This is a genomic window from Nocardiopsis sp. iso_25, assembly GCF_056173305.1.
In genome coordinates this window covers 297,888-316,612 of the sequence record NZ_CM149667.1, presented here as the reverse complement: position 1 = coordinate 316,612, position 18,725 = coordinate 297,888, and the positions used below count along the sequence as shown (strand labels likewise).

16 protein-coding genes are annotated in these 18,725 nt (G+C 71.6%); 6 read left to right on the top strand and 10 right to left on the bottom strand.

What is annotated here, in order from left to right:
* Nucleotides 1-113: 113 nt before the first annotated feature.
* A complete protein-coding gene (locus tag AC0VX6_RS01450; RefSeq protein WP_475467215.1) occupies nucleotides 114-1,100 on the bottom strand; it encodes an NAD-dependent epimerase/dehydratase family protein in 987 nt (328 codons plus the stop codon).
* 189 nt (nucleotides 1,101-1,289) lie between these two features.
* Between AC0VX6_RS01450 and AC0VX6_RS01445 the strand changes: the two genes are divergently transcribed.
* Together AC0VX6_RS01445 and AC0VX6_RS01440 are read left to right on the top strand one after the other, a co-directional pair.
* Nucleotides 1,290-1,490: a type II toxin-antitoxin system VapB family antitoxin gene (locus AC0VX6_RS01445; RefSeq protein WP_475467214.1), complete on the top strand. Its 201-nt coding sequence runs from the start codon at nucleotides 1,290-1,292 to the stop codon at nucleotides 1,488-1,490.
* A complete protein-coding gene (locus AC0VX6_RS01440; protein ID WP_475467213.1) occupies nucleotides 1,487-1,900 on the top strand; it encodes a PIN domain-containing protein in 414 nt (137 codons plus the stop codon). The genes AC0VX6_RS01445 and AC0VX6_RS01440 overlap by 4 nt, the downstream gene beginning before the upstream one ends.
* An 18-nt stretch (nucleotides 1,901-1,918) precedes the next feature.
* On the opposite strand, the gene AC0VX6_RS01435 is transcribed toward AC0VX6_RS01440, so the two are convergent.
* Nucleotides 1,919-3,181 (bottom strand): RNA polymerase sigma factor, encoded by a 1,263-nt coding sequence (locus AC0VX6_RS01435; protein ID WP_475467212.1) that lies wholly within the window; start codon nucleotides 3,179-3,181, stop codon nucleotides 1,919-1,921.
* A 145-nt stretch (nucleotides 3,182-3,326) separates the two neighbouring features.
* The gene (locus tag AC0VX6_RS01430; protein ID WP_274975869.1) at nucleotides 3,327-3,767 is read right to left on the bottom strand and encodes a YciI family protein; all 441 of its coding nucleotides are present in this window, start codon (nucleotides 3,765-3,767) and stop codon (nucleotides 3,327-3,329) included.
* A 273-nt stretch (nucleotides 3,768-4,040) separates the two neighbouring features.
* Between AC0VX6_RS01430 and AC0VX6_RS01425 the strand changes: the two genes are divergently transcribed.
* The 3 genes from AC0VX6_RS01425 (at nucleotide 4,041) to AC0VX6_RS01415 (ending at nucleotide 12,051) form a co-directional block, all read left to right on the top strand.
* Nucleotides 4,041-4,682, top strand: a complete 642-nt coding sequence (locus tag AC0VX6_RS01425; protein ID WP_274975868.1) for an OB-fold-containig protein — start codon at nucleotides 4,041-4,043, stop codon at nucleotides 4,680-4,682.
* Between the two features lie 240 nt (nucleotides 4,683-4,922).
* Nucleotides 4,923-6,962, top strand: a complete 2,040-nt coding sequence (locus AC0VX6_RS01420) for a flotillin family protein (protein ID WP_274975867.1) — start codon at nucleotides 4,923-4,925, stop codon at nucleotides 6,960-6,962.
* A 10-nt stretch (nucleotides 6,963-6,972) separates the two neighbouring features.
* Complete coding sequence (locus AC0VX6_RS01415; RefSeq protein ID WP_475467210.1) at nucleotides 6,973-12,051, top strand: DNA repair ATPase; 5,079 nt, start codon at nucleotides 6,973-6,975, stop codon at nucleotides 12,049-12,051.
* A 58-nt stretch (nucleotides 12,052-12,109) separates the two neighbouring features.
* On the opposite strand, the gene AC0VX6_RS01410 is transcribed toward AC0VX6_RS01415, so the two are convergent.
* On the bottom strand, nucleotides 12,110-12,715 hold the full coding sequence (locus AC0VX6_RS01410) for a suppressor of fused domain protein (RefSeq protein ID WP_475469235.1): 606 nt from the start codon (nucleotides 12,713-12,715) through the stop codon (nucleotides 12,110-12,112).
* A gap of 684 nt (nucleotides 12,716-13,399) precedes the next feature.
* On the opposite strand from AC0VX6_RS01410, the gene AC0VX6_RS01405 reads away from it, so the two are divergent.
* Complete coding sequence (locus AC0VX6_RS01405; protein ID WP_212641852.1) at nucleotides 13,400-13,807, top strand: hypothetical protein; 408 nt, start codon at nucleotides 13,400-13,402, stop codon at nucleotides 13,805-13,807.
* A gap of 139 nt (nucleotides 13,808-13,946) precedes the next feature.
* On the opposite strand, the gene AC0VX6_RS01400 is transcribed toward AC0VX6_RS01405, so the two are convergent.
* From AC0VX6_RS01400 to tgmA, 6 genes are all read right to left on the bottom strand, one after another.
* Complete coding sequence (locus AC0VX6_RS01400) at nucleotides 13,947-14,087, bottom strand: hypothetical protein (RefSeq protein ID WP_212641853.1); 141 nt, start codon at nucleotides 14,085-14,087, stop codon at nucleotides 13,947-13,949.
* Between the two features lie 288 nt (nucleotides 14,088-14,375).
* Nucleotides 14,376-15,545 carry a methyltransferase domain-containing protein gene (locus tag AC0VX6_RS01395; RefSeq protein ID WP_475467208.1) on the bottom strand — a complete coding sequence of 390 codons (1,170 nt, stop codon included), beginning with the start codon at nucleotides 15,543-15,545 and terminating at the stop codon, nucleotides 14,376-14,378.
* Nucleotides 15,546-15,593: 48 nt separating this feature from the next.
* Nucleotides 15,594-15,773, bottom strand: a complete 180-nt coding sequence (locus AC0VX6_RS01390; protein ID WP_475467206.1) for a DUF397 domain-containing protein — start codon at nucleotides 15,771-15,773, stop codon at nucleotides 15,594-15,596.
* 282 nt (nucleotides 15,774-16,055) lie between these two features.
* A complete protein-coding gene (gene tgmC, locus AC0VX6_RS01385) occupies nucleotides 16,056-17,234 on the bottom strand; it encodes an ATP-grasp peptide maturase system methyltransferase (protein ID WP_475467204.1) in 1,179 nt (392 codons plus the stop codon).
* Nucleotides 17,231-18,208 (bottom strand): ATP-grasp ribosomal peptide maturase, encoded by a 978-nt coding sequence (gene tgmB, locus AC0VX6_RS01380; RefSeq protein ID WP_475467203.1) that lies wholly within the window; start codon nucleotides 18,206-18,208, stop codon nucleotides 17,231-17,233. Before tgmB ends, tgmC begins: the two co-directional genes overlap by 4 nt.
* Nucleotides 18,208-18,561: a putative ATP-grasp-modified RiPP gene (gene tgmA / locus AC0VX6_RS01375; RefSeq protein WP_475467202.1), complete on the bottom strand. Its 354-nt coding sequence runs from the start codon at nucleotides 18,559-18,561 to the stop codon at nucleotides 18,208-18,210. The genes tgmB and tgmA overlap by 1 nt, the downstream gene beginning before the upstream one ends.
* Nucleotides 18,562-18,725: the final 164 nt, after the last annotated feature.

Genomic DNA, 18,725 nt, shown 5'->3' with positions numbered 1-18,725 from the left:
TAGTGTAGCTCGGCGTGTCTCGCTGTGCTACATCAAAATCCGAGGCCGACCGGAACACGGAAACGAAGGGCCGTCTCCAGGGGAGGCGGCCCTTCGCCGTGTCCGCGGCCGGATCAGGTTCCGGCGAGGAGGCGGGCCTCCACCTCCGGGTGCAGGCCGACGCGGGGGCGGTCCGGGCGCTGGGGCGCGCCGCCCTCCAAGCCCCTCAGCCAGGTCCAGGTGTCGGCGACGGTCTCGGTCACCGGGCGGCAGCGCAGCCCCGTCGCGAGCGCCCTGGACACGTCCCCCCGGTGCAGGGCGTCGTACAGCTCGCCGGGCGGCACCCACACGGGCAGCTCGGTCCACGGCTGGACGCCCGCGTCGAGGATGACCCGGGGGTCGGTCCAGCGCAGTTCGGCGTCCGATCCCGTGACCGCCGCGCACGCCTCCAGGAGTCGCCCGGTGGTGGTGTGCCCCGGCGGGCTCACCAGGTTGTGGGGGCCGCCCAGCCCCGCCTCGGCGGCGTCGAGGGTCCATGCGGCCAGGTCGCGCGCGTCCACGTACTGCAACGGCAGGTCGCGGGGTCCGGGTGCCAGGACCGGGCCGCCCCGGGCGATCCGCTCCAGCCACCAGGGCAGGCGGCCGATGTTCTCGTACGGTCCGAGGATCAGGCCCGCCCGCACCGACAGGGCCCGCTCCGCGAAGGCCGCCTCCGCCGCCAGCTCGCCGCCCCGCTTGTCCCGCGCGTAGTCGGTGCTCCCGGCCTCGGGCGAGGCGTCCACGACCGGCCCGTCCTCGTCCAGTCCGGGTGCGGCGGGGGACGCGTAGACGGAGCGGCTGGAGACGTAGGAGTAGTGCCCGGCCCGGTCGGCGAGCAGCTTCGCGGCGGCGGCCACGGCGGACGGGGCCCCCGACCAGGTGTCGACGACGGCGTCCCAGCGCCCTTCGGCCAGCGCGCCGAGCCCGCCCGCCTCGGTGCGGTCGCCGTGCAGGGCGGCGGCACCGGTGGGCGCGGGGTGCCTGCCGCGGTGGAAGACGGTGACGTCCCAGCCCCTGGCGAGCGCGTCCTCCACGACCGCCCGCCCCACGAACTCGGTACCGCCAAGAACCAGAAGTCTCATGTCCGGGAGTCTGCCGGTCGGCGGCCCGACCCGCCAGAGCCGCCTGCTCAGGGCAGAACCGCGTGCGGGCCCGGCGAGCGGGAGTTCCGATCCTCTTCTGTGCTGGGAAATCTTCGAGGCAATACCAAAGGAAAGAGAGTTTCGATATCATCGAACGCCAGTAAAAGATATCTTGAGAGGGTGAAGCCGATGTCCAGAACCGTCATTGACATCGATGAGGAGGCGTTGGCCGTCGCAGCGGAGGAGCTCGGAACCACGACGAAGGTCGAGACCGTGAACCGGGCCCTTCGCGAGGTGGCCGCACGCAGGCGCTCCCACCAGTTCCTGGACCTCATCGGGGAGATGGAGCTGGACCTGGACGAGCAGACCATGGGAGAGGCCTGGCGTTGAACCTCTACCTCGTGGACAAGTCCGCCTACGAGATGGTCAAGCGCTGTCAGGAGGCACGCGAGGCACTCCGCTCCCTCGTGGCCGTCAACGGTGCGATCGCCATGTGCGAGATGATCGCTCTGGAACTGCTGTACTCGGCCCGCAACACGAGGGACTACGAACGCCTGCGGGAGAGCTGCGAGCGGCTTCCCTGGCTGGAGACCGACAACCGAGCGATGCGCCGAGCCATCGAGGTCCAGCACGAGCTGGCTCGCAAGGGCCAGCACCGCCGTGCGCTGCCGGACCTCGTCATAGCCGCGACCGCCGAGCTGCACGGCGCGACGGTGGTCCACTACGACAAGGACTACGACCTGATCGCCGATATCACCGGCCAACCGACGATGTGGGTCGTTCCGGCGGGAACCCTCTGAGCCCCCGGTCCGGGGCGGTCAGTCCTCGCAGACGCGGGCGCGCTCCAGGAGCAGCGAGCGCTCGCGCTCGTTGCGGGTGAGGGAGGCCGCGCGCTCGAACTCGGCGCGGGCCTCGGCCCGGCGGTCCAGCCGCACGAGCAGGTCCGCGCGCACGGCGGGCAGCAGGTGGTAGTCGCCCATCCCCGGCTGGTCCCGCAGCGCGTCCACGATCTCCAGCGCGGGCTCCGGGCCCGAGGCCATCGACACCGCCACCGCCCGGTTCAGCTCCACGACCGGCGATCCGGTGACCCGGACCAGGGCCAGGTACAGTCCGGCGATGACCGTCCAGTCGGTGTCGGCGGCGGTGACCGCCCTGGCGTGCTCGGCCGCGATGGCCGCCTGGAGCACGTAGGGCCCGCCGGGTCGGCTCCGGTCCGGCGGCAGCGCCCTGAGCAGGGCCTCCATCCCGCGTGTGATGAGCAGGCGGTCCCAGAGCGCGCGGTTCTGCTCGGCCAGGGGGACGGGTTCCCCGCCGGGTCCGACGCGGGCGCGCAGCCGCGAGGCGTGCAGCTCCATCAGCGCCACCAGCCCGTGCACCTCGCGCTCCCCGGGCAACAGCTGGGCGAGCACGCGGCCCAGGCGCATGGCCTCCTCGCACAGCGTGGGGCGCGTCCACTCCGTGCCCGAGGTGGCGGTGTAGCCCTCGTTGAACACCAGGTAGACGACCTCCAGCACGGAGGCCACCCGGGCCTGGCGGTCCTCGCCGACGGGCACCTCGAAGGGCACCCTCCTCTTGGCCAGGGTGCGCTTGGCGCGCACAATGCGCTGGGCGACGGTGGACTCGGGCACCAGGAAGGCCCGGGCGATCTCCTCGGTGGTGAGCCCGCCGAGCAGGCGCAGGGTGAGCGCGACGCGTGCCTCGGTGGACAGCACCGGGTGGCAGCACACGAACATCAGCCGCAGGATGTCGTCGCCGAAGTCCTCCTCCAGGACGGCGTCGAACTCGGCCTGCCCGTCGTGCTCGGCGATCTCGCGGCCGAGGTCGGCCATGTGCCGCTGGAAGCGCTCGTCGCGGCGCCAGCGGTCGAGCACGCGCCGCTTGGCGACGGTGGTCAGCCAGGCGCCGGGGTTGTCGGGAACCCCGTCGCCGGGCCACTTCTCCAGTGCGCTGACCAGCGCGTCCTGGGCGAACTCCTCGGCGAGGCCGACGTCGCCGACCATGCGGGTGAGCGCTGCGACGAGGCGGGCCGACTCGATACGCCAGACCGCCTCGACCGCGCGTGTGGCGTCGGTGTGGCTCACGGGGCAATCTCAGCACCACGGGCACCCCGCCGCAAGCCCGCGCGGCGGCCGTCGTCGGCCGCCGTGCGGGCCGTACGCGACGCCCGGAACGGGCTGCGGCCCGCGGGTGCGCCGGAGCACCGCGGGCCGCACCGGCACGGGCGGGTCAGCCGCCGTGCGAGTACCCCTCGGCGCGCAGCTCGCGCTCGCGCTCCTTGAGGTGCTCGGGCATCTCGTCGCCGAAGTCGTCGGTGTCGAAGATCCGCCGCAGCACCAGGCTCATCTCGGTGTCGTCGCCCTCCGGCGGGTGCGGGCAGCGCTTGGCCCACTCCACGGCCTCCTCGTGCGAGGACACCTGGATGACCCAGTACCCGGCGACGAACTCCTTGGCCTCGGCGAAGGGCCCGTCGGTGACGGTCGCGGCGCCGTTGCTGAAGGTGACCCGGGTCGCCTCGGAGGCGGGGGCCAGGCCGTCCCCGGCGAGCAGGACGCCGGCCTTGACCATCTGCTCGTTGTAGGCGGCCATCTCCTCGAAGACCTCCGGGCTGGGCTCGTAGTCGGCGGCCTCTGACTCGGCGGTCGACATGATCGACATCATGTAGCGCATGGTGTTCGCCTCTCGTGCGGTGTGGGGGTCCGTTCCCCCGCTCTCATCCACACGTCGAACGGCACCGCACCGGATCGACACCTCCCCGGATCTTTTTCTCGGGAATCCTCTCCGCGCCTCCGCCGCACCGCTCGCCGGGTTCGTGACGCGTCCTTCCGCCCGGTCCGCGACGCGTCCCGGTGGCCGCAAACGGTCAAGGGGACGCCCGCCCGCGTCGCGGAGCGGGCGGTTCGGTAGAGTTCCGGCACGGTTCGGCGCGGAGGAGGGTGACGGGTGGGGATGTTCCTGGACACCGCCTTCGGTTTCCCGACCGTGCTGTTCACCCCGCTGCTGGTCGTCGTCGCGGTCTACTGGCTGCTCGTCTCGGTCGGCGCCACCGGCTCCGACGCGCTCGACAGCGTGGACGACTCGGGTGAGGCCGCGGGTCTGAACTCCCTGATGAGCCGCGTGGGACTGGGAAGGGTTCCGGTCACCGTGGCGCTGAGCTCCCTGGTCTGCGTCGCCTGGTTCGTGAGCATGATGGGAAGCATCATGACCAGCCTCCTCCACACCACCTCCACCCCCCTGCTCATCGCCCTGGGCCTGGTGGTCCTGCTGATCGCGCTCGTGGCCGCGTGGGCGGTCACCAGCGGCCTGGTCATGTCGGTGCAGCGCTTCCTGCCCAGCCGTGGCAGCGGTTCCAAGAACGAGCTGGTCGGACGCACCTGCGTGATCCGCATCGGCGAGGCCAACGAGGGCTTCGGCCAGGCCGAGATCACCACCGCGGGCGGCGCCGCGATCTCCATCCCGGTGCGCACCACCGGCGGCGAGGTCCTGCCCGTGGGCAGCACAGCCCTGATCTTCGACCACAGCGCCGAGCAGGACGTCTTCCTGGTCACCTACTTCGACGCCGCACTGGACCCCGGACAGGGCTGAGACGCGTCTCCTTGGGGCTCCGCTCCACCCCATGTCCAGGCGCCCCCTCCGCCCCCTGCGCTCCATCCGCGGCTTCCCGGCCGTCAAGTAGAAGGTGGTACGCGGAACCGTTCGCGACCGCGCCGCGTCACATCTGTCGAGCGCCCCCGACCGGGGGCCGGATCCCCGCCGCCGTACCCCCCGCTCCCGACGCGCTTTCCCCCCTCTTACGCACATCCCCTTGCAGAAAGAGACCCCCACGTGTTGCTGAGTGCCACCGCGAACGGCCAGGAGGCCGCGGACGCGGCCTTCCTGACCGTCGGCGTCGCCCTTGCCGTCGGCGTCGTCGTCCTCATCGCCCTGCTCCTGATGGTCACCCGCCTCTTCCGCAAGGTGGAGCAGGGCAAGGCGCTGATCATCTCCAAGGTCCGCGACGTCCACGTCACCTTCACGGGCGCGATCGTCCTGCCGGTCCTGCACAAGGCCGAGATCATGGACATCTCGCTCAAGACGCTGACCGTGGACCGGCGCGGCCGCGAGGGCCTGACCTGCAAGGACAACATCCGCGCGGACATCAAGGTGTACTTCTACGTCCGGGTCAACGAGACCGCGGAGGACGTCAAGAAGGTCGCCAAGTCCATCGGCACCGAGCGCGCCAGCCACCAGGACACGCTCCAGGAGCTGTTCAACTCCAAGTTCTCCGAGGGCCTCAAGACCGTCGGCAAGCAGTTCGACTTCGAGGAGCTGTTCACGCACCGCGAGCAGTTCCGCCAGGCGATCATCTCCCTGATCGGCACCGACCTCAACGGCTACAGCCTGGAGGACGTGGCCATCGACGAGCTGGAGCAGACCCCGCTGCACCAGCACGACGCCAACAACATCCTCGACGCGCAGGGCATCTCCAAGATCACCGAGCGCACCGCGATCGAGCACAAGCGCACCAACGAGTTCGAGAACGACCGCCGCAAGGAACTCGACCGGCAGAACACCGAGACGGCCGAGACCCTCGCCGAGCTGGAGAAGCGCCGCGAGGAGGCCGCCGCCAAGGCCAAGCGCGAGATCGAGATCATCCGCGCCCGCGAGGAGGCCGAGACCGCCCGCGTGCAGGCCGAGGAGCGCCTCAAGGCCGAGACCGCCAACATCCGCACCTCCGAGGCGCTGGGCGTGCAGCACCAGAACCAGCAGCGCGAGATCGCGGTGGCCGAGAAGAACCGCGAGCGCGTCATCGCCATCGAGAGCGAGCGCATCGAGAAGGACCGCCTGCTGGAGGTCATCGGGCGCGAGCGCGAGACCGAGCTGAGCCGTATCGCCAAGGACAAGGAGGTCGAGGCCGAGAAGCGCGAGGTCGCCGACGTCGTCCGCGAGCGGATCGCCGTGGACCGCACCGTGGCCGAGCAGGAGGAGGCCATCAAGCGCCTGCGCGCAGTCGAGGAGGCCGAGCGCACCCGCCAGGCCGTCATCATCCAGGCCGAGGCCGAGGCCCAGGAGAACCTGGTCAAGGACATCAAGGCCGCCGAGGCCGCGGAGGCCGCCGCCAAGCACAGGGCCGCCGAGGAGCTCACCCTGGCCGAGGCCCGCCAGCAGGCCGCAGAACTGGACACCCGCGCCAAGATCCGCCTCGCCGAGGGCATCCAGGCCGAGGCCGCCGCGGCCGGTCTGGCCGAGGTGCAGGTCCGCCACCAGGACGCCGAGGCCATCGAGAAGGTCGGCCTCGCCGAGGCCGCCGTGGCCAGCGAGAAGGCCCGCGTCGAGGCCGAGGCGGTGGAGCAGAAGCTGCGCGCCGAGGCCGCCGGTCTCACCGACAAGGCCGAGGCCATGTCCGCCCTGGACCAGGTCACCCGCGAGCACGAGGAGTACCGCCTGCGTCTGGAGGCCGAGAAGGAGATCCGCCTGGCCGGGATCAACGTGCAGCGCGAGGTCGCCGAGGCCCAGGCCACCGTGCTGGCCACCGGCCTGGAGAACGCCGACATCAACATCGTCGGCGGCGACGGCGCCTTCTTCGACCGCATGGTGGGCTCCATCGGCCTGGGCAAGGCCGTGGACGGCTTCGTCGGCAACTCCAAGACCGTGCAGGCGCTGGGCGGCAACTGGCTCAACGGCGAGGGTGACTTCGCCGCGGACATGCGCAGGGTGATGGACTCGGTGTCCACCGAGGACGTCAAGAACCTCACCGTCTCCGCGCTGCTGCTCAAGCTGATCGGCGCGGGCGGCCCGCAGGCCGACAAGCTCGACGGCCTGCTCGGCACCGCCCGCTCCCTGGGCGTGGACCAGCTGCCCGCCTCCGCCCTCGCCAAGCAGTAGGGGAAGCTTCGTGACAGAGGCCCTGTCCCAGGAGACCGAGGGGCCGGACGCCGGGGACGCGCGTTCGCTGGACGCGGGCACCTACGAGGTGCTCCGCGCCCGGCTGCGCGAGCAGACCGGCGAGCTGGCCCGGCGGACCGAACGGCTCAACGCGCGACGGCTGGAGGTGTTCGGCGGCACCGAGCTGACCCTGCTCGGCACCGAGCGCGTGCGCACCGAGCACAACTGCGTGCCCCGGGACATCGTGAGCGTGGGGCGTCCGGCCGCGGACGGCGCCGACGGCGCCGTGATCCTGTTCGGCTACAACGTGTTCATCGGCATGCAGCGGGAGACCCACGTCCCCGACGTGTTCTCGCTGCACCGCTACGAGCGCGCCGACGACGGCTTCGCCTTCGCCAACGCCGACGGGGGCGCCGTCCCCGGGCTGCTCGACGACGAGCGGTTCCAGCAGGACTTCGGCCAGCTCTACCGGTACTACCGCGACGCGCGCCTGCTCCAGCTGCGCCGGGTCGAGGAGCGGCTGCTGGCCGTGTTCCAGACCGGCCCGCGCACCGAGGACGTGCGCGTGCTGCGGTGGTCGGTGACGCCGACGGGCGAGATCGCCTACCTCGACGCGCGCGGCGAGCGCGACCACGTGTTCCCGCCCGCGCACGACTTCGAGTGGGTGGAGGCCACCCGCGAGGACCACGTGGCGGGCCGCCACCCGCACATCTCGATCCTCGACGAGCTGTTCGTGGAGACGGTCGGCGGCGACCTCACCATCAAGGTGGAGAACAACACCGAGGTCGGCGAGGGCGTCTACAGCGAGCCCGTGGACGAGCCGTTGCAGAGCCTGGCCGACGCGTCGGTGCACCACGCGCGGGTGGGCCCGCTCATCCTGCTGCGCGTGCTGCCCTACAACGAGACCGAGTGGCGCCACCTGGTCTTCAACACGCGCACCAAGGAGGTCGAGCGCCTCGACGGCATCGGCCAGTCCTGCCAGCGCCTGCCCGACGACCAGGGGCTGATCTTCCCCGGCGGCTACTACCTGGCCACCGGGGTGGCGCGGACCTTCGACACCGACGTCACCGACCTGGAGTTCGAGCGCGTCGTGCGCTCGCCCAACGGCGAGGACGTGCTCTACGTCTTCCACTCCCGCGCGGACGGCCGCAGCCTGCTGCTGCCCTACAACACCATCCGCAAGGAGGTCGCCACCCCGATCGTCTGCCACGGGTACTCGCTGTTCGACGACGGCACCATGACGGTGTTCCGCGACAACTCGGGCGAACCCACCCGGGTGCACCCGATGCAGGTGTGGCAGACGCCGTACGCGTCGGACGTGTACGCGGCGGCGCAGCCGGTGGGGACCGGGCCGCTGGAGCGGATCGGCAACGCCGAGCTGGTGCGGGGCGTGTCCGAGTGCCTGTCGGTGGCGCGCATGGCCGAGGACATGCGGCCCTCCACCGAGGTGTTCGAGGCGCTCATGGCCGCCTGCCGCCGGGTGTCGGACCGGTTCCACTGGCTGGGAGAGGAGGAGCTGGGCGACCTGGCGGCGCCCCTGTCGCAGGTGCGCGACACCGCCGCGCGGGTGCTGGAGGAGTTCGAGACCGTCCAGACCCTGACCCGGCAGGCCGCCGAGACGCTGGCCGGGGCCGAGGAGGAGGCGGCCTCGCTCATCCGCACCGCCCGCGGGGAGGCCCCGCGCACGGCGGAGGGCTGGGTGGCGCGGCTGACCGGGCTGCGCCGCGCCCAGGGCCGGGCGGCCACGCTGCGCGAGATGCGCTACGTGGACACCGACCGCCTGGAGGAGCTGGACGGCGGACTCGCCGAGGAGATCGACGCCACCGGCCGCCGCACGGTGGCCTTCCTGGAGCGCGACGACGCCTTCGCCGGGTACCACGACGAGGTGGAGCGGCTGGTCGCCGACGCCGAGGGCATCGGTGCGGTCAGCGCGGCGACGGCGGTCGGCGAGCGCATCGCCGAGCAGACCGAGGGCCTCCAGGTGGTCACCGAGGTGGTCGGCTCGCTCGACATCGGCGACGCCCAGGTGCGCACGCGCATCCTGGAGCGGGTCAGCGAGGTGATGGCCGGGATCAACCGGGCGCGCGCCACGCTGGAGGCGCGGCGCGGCGAACTGCTCGCCCTGGAGGGGCGGGCGGAGTTCGCCGCCGAGTTCGCCCTGCTCGGGCAGGCGATCACGGGGGCGCTGGCCGCCGCCGACACCCCGGACCGGTGCGACGAGCAGCTGGGGCGGATCATGCTCCAGCTGGAGAACCTGGAGACGCGGTTCGCCGAGTTCGACGACTTCCTCGGGGAGCTGGCGGACAAGCGCGAGGACGTGTACGAGGCGTTCTCCACCCGCAAGCAGGGGCTGGTGGACGAGCGGGCGCGGCGGGCCGACCGCCTGGCGTCGTCGGCCGCCCGCGTGCTGGAGAGCGTTCAGCGCCGGGTCGCGACTCTGGACACGCTGGAGGACGTCAACACCTACTTCGCGTCGGACGCGATGGTGGCGCGGCTGCGGCGCACCTCCGAGGAGCTGCGCGCGCTCGGCGAGACCGTGCGCGCGGAGGAGCTGGACGGGCAGGTGCTGGCCGCCCGGCAGGAGGCGGGCCGGGCCCTGCGGGACCGCGCCGACCTGTTCGAGGGCGGCGCGGGCGGCGAGACGATCCGGCTGGGCCGACACCGCTTCGCCGTGAACACCCAGCCGATCGACCTCACCCTCACCCCGCACGGCGGGGAGATGTCGGTGGCGATCACCGGCACCGACTTCCGCGCGCCGGTCACCGACGAGGGGTTCGGTCGGACCCGGCACCTGTGGGACCGGGTGCTGGTGTCGGAGAGTCCGCAGGTGTACCGGGCCGAGTACCTGGCCGCGTCGGTCCTGGCCGCGGCCGAGGAGGGCGCGCAGGGGCTGACGCCGGAGCGGCTGGCCGAGGCGGAGGTCGGTGCGCGGGGCGGGGCGTCGCCCGAGCGACCGGGCGAGACGGGGGCGGGGGCGCAGGACGGGTCGTCGCTGCCGGACCTGGTGCGCGGCTTCGCCGAGGCCCGCTACGACGAGGGCTACGAGCGGGGCGTGCACGACCACGACGCCGCGCGGATCCTGTCGGTGCTGCTGCGGCTGCGCGCGGGAGCCGGGCTGCTGCGGTACCCGGGCGGAACGCGTGCCGCGGCGCAGGTGTTCTGGGCCTTCGGCGCCGACGAGGAGCGGCGGTCGGCGTGGCGGACCCGGGCCGGTTCGCTGGCGCGGGCCCGCGAGGTGTTCGGGGTGCGCGGGTCGGCCGCGGTGGACGCGCTGCGCGCGGAGCTGGCGGCGGCCGTGGACGGGTTCCTCACCGACACCGGGCTCCACCAGGAGGCCGACCTGGACCTGGTGGGCGAGTACCTGTTCGAGGAGATCGCGGCGGAGGGGCCCGGGGAGCGGGGGTTCGTGACCGGCGCGGGCGCCCGTCTGCTGCTGGACCGGTTCCACCGGGCGGTGGGCAGTGCGCGGGAGAGCACGCGCAGGGCCTTCGAGGAGGACCTGCGCGCGCTCGACGGCGACCTGAACGCGCGCCACCAGCTGGTGGCGGCCTGGTTGGAGGCGTTCGCGACCACCCTGGAGGAGGTGGACCCGGGCGACCTGCCCGAGGCCGCCGCGATCGAGATGACCGGCGCCGCCGTGGAGCGGTACGAGTCGTCGGCGGCCGTCGCGGAGGACGTGGACGGGCTGTTGGGGTCGCACCCGCGCGTGCGCGAACGCTCCCTGGAGCTGCGGCTGGACGAGTTCCTGCCGCGCACCCGCCGGTTCCGGCTGGAGGAGGTGCCCGCCTACCGGGACTTCCAGCGGCGCCGCAACGAGCTGGTGGCGGCCGAGCGCGAGCGGCTGCGGCTGGAGGAGTACCGGCCCAAGGTGATGAGCGGGTTCGTCCGCAACAGGCTCCTGGACGAGGCGTACCTGCCGCTGATCGGCGACAACCTGGCCAAGCAGCTGGGCGCGGCCGGGGACGACAAGCGCACCGACCAGAGCGGCCTGCTGCTGCTCATCTCCCCGCCCGGCTACGGCAAGACCACGCTCATGGAGTACGTGGCCAGCCGTCTGGGGCTGGTGTTCGTCAAGGTCAACGGGCCAGCGCTGGGGCACGCGGTGACCTCGCTGGACCCGGACGAGGCGCCGGACGCCACCTCACGCCAGGAGGTCGAGAAGATCTCCTTCGCGCTGGAGATGGGCGCCAACACGATGCTGTACCTGGACGACATCCAGCACACCAACCCCGAGCTGCTCCAGAAGTTCATCTCGCTGTGCGACGGCCAGCGGCGCATGGAGGGGGTGTGGAACGGGCGGACCCGGACCTACGACCTGCGGGGCAAGCGCTTCGCGGTGTGCATGGCGGGCAACCCGTACACGGAGCAGGGCAAGCGGTTCCGGATTCCGGACATGCTGGCCAACCGCGCCGACGTGTACAACCTGGGCGACGTGCTGGCGGGCAGGGAGGAGCTGTTCGCGCTGAGCTACGTCGAGAACGCGCTCACCTCGAACCCGACCCTGGCCCCGCTGTCCACGCGGAGCAGGGATGACGTGTACCGGTTCGTGCGGATGGCGCGGGGCGACGACTCGGTGGGCGCGGACCAGCTCGACCACCCCTACTCGGCGGTCGAGGTGGACCGGATCGTGTCGGTGCTGCGCAAGCTGCTGCGGGTGCAGGAGGTGGTGATGACCAACAACGCGGCCTACATCGCCTCCGCCGCGCAGTCGGAGGAGGCGCGCACCGAGCCGCCGTTCCGGCTCCAGGGCTCGTACCGCAACATGAACCGGCTGGCGGAGCGGATCGTGCCGGTCATGAACGACGCCGAGGTGGAGGCCGTGATCGACGACCACTACCTGGGCGAGGCGCAGACCCTGACCTCGGGCGCGGAGGCCAACCTGCTCAAGCTCGCGGAGCTGCGCGGGGTCATGACCCCCGAGCAGGAGGCCCGGTGGACGGAGGTCAAGGAGGCCTTCCGGCGCGGCCGAGCGCTGGGCGGCGCCGAGGACGACCCGATGACCAGGGCCATCGGCGCGATGGGCCTGCTGGCCGACCGGGTGGGCGAGATCGGCGCCGCGATCGGGCGGGAACGGGGCTCCGGGCACTGACCGGATGACAACGTGCGGGCCGCCAACCGCTGCGGGTGGCGGCCCGTCGGCCTCGGGCTCAGAGGCGGACGGGTTCGCGCGAGGGGTCGGTGACCATCCTCGGGTCGCGGTCGCGCAGGAGGGCGACGAGCGGCGCGGCGGTCCCCGCCTGCTGGATCGCCTCGCCCTCCTCGGCCAGCAGGCCGACGAGCTGGAAGAAGAGGACGATCCCGTTGGGGGTGTCCATGGCGCGGACCTCGGTGTCGGGGACGATGACCAGCGAGGTCATGTCGCCGTTGGCGGGCTCGCCGCCGAGCGGGGACGGGGTGACGATCCAGTGGCCCACGTCCAGGTCGCTGCCCGCGATGAAGCGGTCGGCCAGGGCGTGCATGACGCGCAGAATCCAGGCGGGCACGGCCTCGTCGCCGTCCTCGCGCGGGAGGCGGCAGGTGAACTCGAAGCCCGACCCGGAGACGCGGGGCTCCCCGCTGGTCTTCTCCCCCAGCTCGGTCAGGCCGAAGGACACCAGCAGCCAGTGGCCGTCCAGGGGGTAGGCGAGCACCCCGTCGAGGCCTTTGTCCGACTTGCCGTCCGGCGGGAACTGGATGGTCAGCGGCTGCACGTCGGGGTAACGGTCCGCCCACTCCTCGTAGATCCGGACGAGTCCGGGCAGCATCTCCAGCATCGCGTCGTCGCTCTCCACCTCGGGTGACGGGTCCGGGTCCGAGGATACGAGCGCGCCGGGAGCGCACGGGCCGGGGACGGATGCGCCGGGACGCCGAACGGGCGCGGCGCGGGCGGTCGACCGCGGGCGGAAGGCCGGGGGTTCCCCGAGGAGTGTTCGGGCGGCGCGGACCCGCCGGGCCCGCCCGGGAGAATCCGCGCATTCTCCCGGAAAGGAGAACCGCGGAGCCCGAACAAGCATCCAAGGCGAACGGGTCGATTTACACGACTCATGCGTCCGCCGATAGGAGGCGGCCGCCCCGCCGTGGACAAATCGGGGGAACCAGCGACGGCTAACGGGATATTTAGCTCCCGCCATTGATCATGGGTACCGGCTGCGAGGCCTCCCGGCCACGGAACACCTGGGGTCGAGCCAGCCTGCACAGACAGCGATACCGAACAGGCGAAGGGCCATCCTTCCCTCACCCGGACAACACAAACCAACCCTGCACGATCAACCCTTGAAATTTCATGGCGGAATCTCTGATCTCCCTGGAACGACGCCACTGCAGCGCCCCAGGATTTCACCGATATCCTCGACACGTGTTTGAGCAGCCCGACTAGGGGAAAGTCGACACATAACGCACTCATCCCCCAATCCCTGGTGAGTCAATTAACACACCGCTCCCCATAGGAAAGGAACACGATGAATCGCGACATCCGCACGAGCGCGCTGGCCGTTCTCTCCGCAGGCCTGCTCACCCTCGGTGCGACCGGCTTCAGCCCGGCGGCGGCCGCCGAGCAGCAAGGAGCCGGGAACCAGGGTGTGGAGGCCAGCGCCGACGGGTTCACCGGAACCCTCTCCGGCGAGGTCGTGCACCTGGCTCCGTACGAGTACCTCGTCGGTGACCAGGCGTTCTACGTCACCGAGGACACCGAGATCCTCGGCGGCCTGTACACCTGCGCACCCGAGGTCCCCAACGACGACATGACCGGGACCGTGGAGTGCGACATGGAGGAGTTCGAGGCCGAGCTGAAGGACGGGACCGTCGTCCTGGCCGGGGTCGAGGTCGAGGACGGCATCGCCCAGACGATCACCGAGTTCCAGCCCTGATCCCCGGGAACCGGGACAGCGGCTGAGAGGGCCCGAAGGGGCGGCACTCCTCCACGGAGTGCCGCCCCTTCCCTGTGACCTCAGCCGTTCCGCGCGGCGGCAGTGCACACACCGGCCCCCAACCGGAGGGGGCCGTTGCCTACGGGAGCGGCAGCGGCCAGCGCTGGTCGCTCTCCGCCGAACCGAACCGCACGTGCTGGTCCCCGGGCGTGACGGTGACGCCGAAGGCGCTCCAGCCCGGCTGGCCGTTGGCGAGCCACCACCGGTGCGCTTCCTCCACCCGCGCCCCCGGGCAGGGCGTCGGTCACCGGTTCTCCGGCGATCCCGATGGTCAGCGTCTCGTCGGCGTAGACGTGGCGGACCCACTCCTCACGCTGGTCGGGGTCCCCGCCGGACAGGAGCCTGTAGCGCGCGCCCCACGGGGTTTCCCCGTGCAGGGCGAAGGCCGGGACGAAGACGCACCGGTCCACGCGTCGGAACGCCTCGGTTAGGCGGTCGCCGGGCACCAGCGCGCCCTCCTCGACCAGAAGGTCCACAAGCGCGGACGAGGGTTCGGATACGACTCCGGTCAGGCCTGGCCGTTCTCCGTTCGTCCGGCGGCGCTCTGCCCCGCGGGAAGGACGTTGTCGGGGTCGTCCAACCACACGCGTTGGCCCCCGCTGGTCACGGTCACGCCGAACCGGGAGTGTTCCGGGCGGCCCGCCTCCCGCCACCAGGCGTGGGCCCCGGCCAGCTCGTCGAAGAGGCGGCGCGGGCCGTGCTGGCGAACCCCGAACTCATGAGAGCCGGACCGGATCCGCCACGAGGCCCACGAGCCCGAACCGGGGTCCATCAGGTACACCGTGTAGTCCGGGTTGCCCGGCACGTCGTCGTCGAAGACCAGCAGGTCCTTCATGCCGGGAACCCGCAGACCGATCGCCAAGCTCGCGTCGAAGTCACCGACCGGCTCGTACGGGTGCAGGTCCGTGGTCGTCTCCATGTACTCGTGCTCGGGACGGACGCGCTCTTCCAGCGTGCCGTGCGGCGTCCGCTGGCCGCGCACCCACATGAAGCCCACGTTCCCGCCGAACCTCCCGGACGCGGTTCCGTCCGCGCCGACCCGGAGGCGGAGCAGCGTGCCGTTGTGGAAGCTCGTTCCCCACGGGGTCACGATCCACCCGCCGGGCACCGTCTGCTCCGCCCACGCGTAGGGAACCCGTTGGACCGCTGCGGTCGCCAGCACCCGGTCGTAGGGGGCGTCGGGCGGATACCCCTTCTCACCGTCCCCGACGACCACACGGACACCGTGGCCCTCCAGGTTCTCCTCGGCCCGCGCGGCCACGGCCGGGTCGATCTCCACCGACGTCACGTTTCCGGCGCCGACTCTGTCAGCGAGCAGCGCGGCGTTCCACCCGGTTCCGGTGCCGATCTCCAACACCCGTTGACCGGCTGCGAGGTCGGTGGCGTCGAGCATCAGCGCCACGATGCTCGGCATGGACGCCGACGAGGAACTGTGTCCGCGCCCGGTCGGGTCTCCATCGTCGATCTGGGTGATGACCGGCCGGTCGGCGTAGCAGGCACGCAACCACCCGTCCGGGTCATCGGACCTGTCGAGGGTTGTCAGCTCGTCTCCGTCCTCGATCCAGATCCGGTCGGGGATGAAGCGGTGGCGGGGAACCCGCTCGAAGGTGTCCCGCCAGGCCGGGGAGGGGGCGACCTCCCCGACGAGGCGGGACAGGAGGTCTTCGGGGTCGGTCATTTGTCGTCGCGCTCGTGCTTTCCTCCGCCGTTGTGGGCGATCGGGGGTTCAGCCGCCCTTGATGTCCTGGAGGAGGTTCGTCCACTCAGCGGGAGAGAACGTGAAGTGCCCGAGGTGCGGATTCTGTGAGTCACGCACGTCCGCACCGCCGACGTGCTCCCTCGCCTCCACGCAGTTATGCCCGTTGGCGCTGTAAGTGGATTTGTGCCACTCGGAGGGGATGCTCATGTGGGGGTCTCCAGTGTTTCCTGTGAGAGCGCGACCGGCAGGGCGCTGCGAGCGCGCCAGTACTCAGCGTAGCCGTGCCGGGGCTCCGTAGTTGTGGGCGACCGGTCCGCTGAGGGTCCGGCCACCCACTCCGTGGTGCAGTGCGGCACGAGGCAACACGGCCAGGCCCAGGGCCGCGACCGCGTGACGCCACGCCTGGTGGAGGTCAGGCGTTGTCTCGGGAGAGGAGGAGGTCACTGATGTCCCTGAGTCGGGCCCCTTCCAGAACAGGGAGGGTGTTGCCTACGGGAGCGGTAGCGGCCAGCGCTGGTCGCTCTCCGCCGAACCGAACCACACGTGCTGGTCCCCCGGCGTGACGGTGACGCCGAAGGCGCTCCAGTCCGGCTGACCGTTGGCGAGCCACCACCGGTGCGCTTCCTCCACCCGCGTCCACAGACGGCGCGGACCGCCCTGGACCACCGGGTAGCGGCCCTCGTCCGCGTCCATGTCGATCTCGGCCCAGGCCCCGTCCGCGCCCTCCATGAAGAGGAAGTCCGCTCCGGTGACGGCCGTCCTGACCACGGTGTCGGCGTCCGTTGTGGCCAGTTGCGCGAGGAACGCCATGGCCGGTTCCCCGCGAACGAGCGCCGGATTCAGCGTGGTCGTGCTCCGTTCCCCCGCGTCGTCCACGCTGACGCGCCGACGGGGAACGCTGCTCCGCGCGGGCATGAACCCGGCCCACTGCGGAAGGAAGCGCCCCTGAGCCGTGTGGTCGTCGCGCACCCGGAGTCCGAGCATGGCGCCTCCGGTGCCTCCCGCGATGTTGACGAGGATGCTCCCGCCCGGGGCCACCTGCGTGATCCACTCCGGCGGAACGTGGGTGAAGGCCGTGGTGCTGACGATCCGGTCGTACGAAGCGCGGTCGGGGAAGCCCTTGTGCCCGTCGTACTCGGCCACGACAGGTGTGTATCCCATGGCGGAGAGGCGTCGGGCGGCGTCGGAGACGAGACGGGGTGAGATGTCGATGCTCGTGACCCGGTCCGAACCCAGCACCTCGCACAGGATCGCCGCGTTGTACCCCGAACCGACTCCGACCTCCAGAACGCGGGGGCCGCCGTCCAGGTCGAGTTGGTGGAGCATCCGCGCCATGAGGCTGGGCATCGTGGAGGAGCTGGTCCACCGGCCGGTACCGCGTCCCCCGGGCAGGGCGTCGGTCACCGGTTCTCCGGCGATCTCGATGGTCAGCGTCTCGTCGGCGTAGACGTGGCGGGCCCATTCCTCACGCTGGTCGGGGTCCTCACCGGACAGGAGCCTGTAACGCGCACCCTGCGGGGTTTCCTCGTGCAGGGCGAAGGCCGGGACGAACACGCCCCGGTCCACGCGTCGGAACGCCTCGGTGAGGCGGTCGCCGGGCACCAGCGCGCCCTCCTCGACCAGACGGTCCACAAGTGCGGACGAGGGTTCGTGCACAACTCCGGTCACATCTGTCCCTTCTCCAGTAGTTCGGCGATGCTCTGCCCGATGGGCAGACCGCAGCGGTCCGCGAGCCATCCCCACTCGCCGTTGGGGTTGACCTCCAGCAGGGTCCACCCGCCGTCGGGTGAGACCACGAAGTCGGCGGCGCCGCAGACGAGTCCGAAGGCGCGCATGTAGCGCTCCAGGCCGGAGCGGACGTCGTCGGGGATGCCGACGACCTCGTACCGGTGGGCGTCGTAGTCGCTGCGCCAGTCGATGTGCGCGGCATGGGAACGGGCGTGGATGGCCACGGCGAACATCGTCTGGCCCACGACGGTCAGACGGACCTCGAACGCCTTGTCCACCCATTCCTGGAAGCAGTGGGCGGTCAGGCCCACGGCGGGGTCGCGGAGTTCCTCCACGGCGGCGACGGCGCTGGCGTAGACGATCCGTGTACGGCCCTGTTCGACGTGCAGCGCGCCGCCGACCGGCTTGTACACGACGGGGCCCGGGATACCGGCGGCCCAGTCGGCGGCGTGGCCGGGCACGTTCGTGATGATCGTGCGCGGCACCCTCAGCCCGACCCTGGCCGCCGCCGCGAGCTGGACGGGCTTGTACTCGGCCGCGCTCATGCGTGACGGCTGGTTGATCCAGAGGCAGTCCAGCGCCAGGAGGACACCGCCGAAACCCATGCGGGCCTCGCGGTAGGCCCAGCGCTGGTCGGGGCCGGACATGCCCTCGGCCAACGTGAACTGGGAGGGGCGCCGGTAGTAGACGCCCCGTACCGATCCCAGGTCCACGCCGCGGAAGGCGTCGTGCACCGCTCCTTGCCAGTTCCCGTCGAAGGCGGCCTCCACCGTCATCGAGGCGGGGAAGTCGCCGGGGTCCATGCGCACGACGGGCACGTCGCGTTCGGACAGGTGGTGGATCACGGGGTCGGCGGTGGCGTCCTCGGTGTGGGTGAGGACGAGCACCGCCTTCCGTGCTGCGGAGGAGGCCATCAGTCGGTGGTGGTTTCCTCGGTGCTCGGCCGCGCGCTGTCGGGTTCGCCCGTGGTCTCCTTGGTGCCGCTGGAGCGCTTGCCCACGGCCGGTGCTCCGGTGAGGCGGTCGACACCCCGCTGGGTCACGGGGTCGTAGACGTAGCGGTCCACCGCTGCGGCCACCTCGGGGCGCGGCTTCGGGGTGATTGCGCGCCGTAGCCCCCAGGGCCGGACCCCGGTCGGAGGCTCGTCGCTGGCTTCGAAGACGGCCGTCGAGGGGTCCAGGGGGAAGGCGTCACCGAGGCGGGCGATCTGCGCACGGGACTCGCCGTCGGGCGACTCCAGCAGTGTCGTGAGGTTCGTGGAGGACATGGGGAGTTCCTTCCTTGCTTCGGATACCCCGCACCAGGTCAGCGCGGGGTTCCACCAGTTCCACTCGGACGGTGTCCGCGGAACCGGGGAGCTTTCGCCGTGCCGCCGAGTCCGCGCCTCGCACGGGTTCTCGGCCGGGACGGCGGGCCGTCGCGGACGCGCGG

What these genes read in the sequence shown, in the direction of transcription:
- AC0VX6_RS01445 (WP_475467214.1), top strand. Translation starts at nt 1,290, where the DNA reads ATGTCCAGAACCGTCATTGACATCGATGAGGAGGCGTTGGCCGTCGCA.
- AC0VX6_RS01430 (WP_274975869.1), bottom strand. Translation starts at nt 3,767, where the DNA reads ATGCGCTACATGATGTCGATCATGTCGACCGCCGAGTCAGAGGCCGCC.
- tgmA (WP_475467202.1), bottom strand. Translation starts at nt 18,561, where the DNA reads ATGTCCTCCACGAACCTCACGACACTGCTGGAGTCGCCCGACGGCGAG.
- AC0VX6_RS01450 (WP_475467215.1), bottom strand. Translation starts at nt 1,100, where the DNA reads ATGAGACTTCTGGTTCTTGGCGGTACCGAGTTCGTGGGGCGGGCGGTC.
- tgmB (WP_475467203.1), bottom strand. Translation starts at nt 18,208, where the DNA reads ATGGCCTCCTCCGCAGCACGGAAGGCGGTGCTCGTCCTCACCCACACC.
- AC0VX6_RS01395 (WP_475467208.1), bottom strand. Translation starts at nt 15,545, where the DNA reads ATGACCGACCCCGAAGACCTCCTGTCCCGCCTCGTCGGGGAGGTCGCC.
- AC0VX6_RS01410 (WP_475469235.1), bottom strand. Translation starts at nt 12,715, where the DNA reads ATGCTGGAGATGCTGCCCGGACTCGTCCGGATCTACGAGGAGTGGGCG.
- AC0VX6_RS01405 (WP_212641852.1), top strand. Translation starts at nt 13,400, where the DNA reads ATGAATCGCGACATCCGCACGAGCGCGCTGGCCGTTCTCTCCGCAGGC.
- AC0VX6_RS01390 (WP_475467206.1), bottom strand. Translation starts at nt 15,773, where the DNA reads ATGAGCATCCCCTCCGAGTGGCACAAATCCACTTACAGCGCCAACGGG.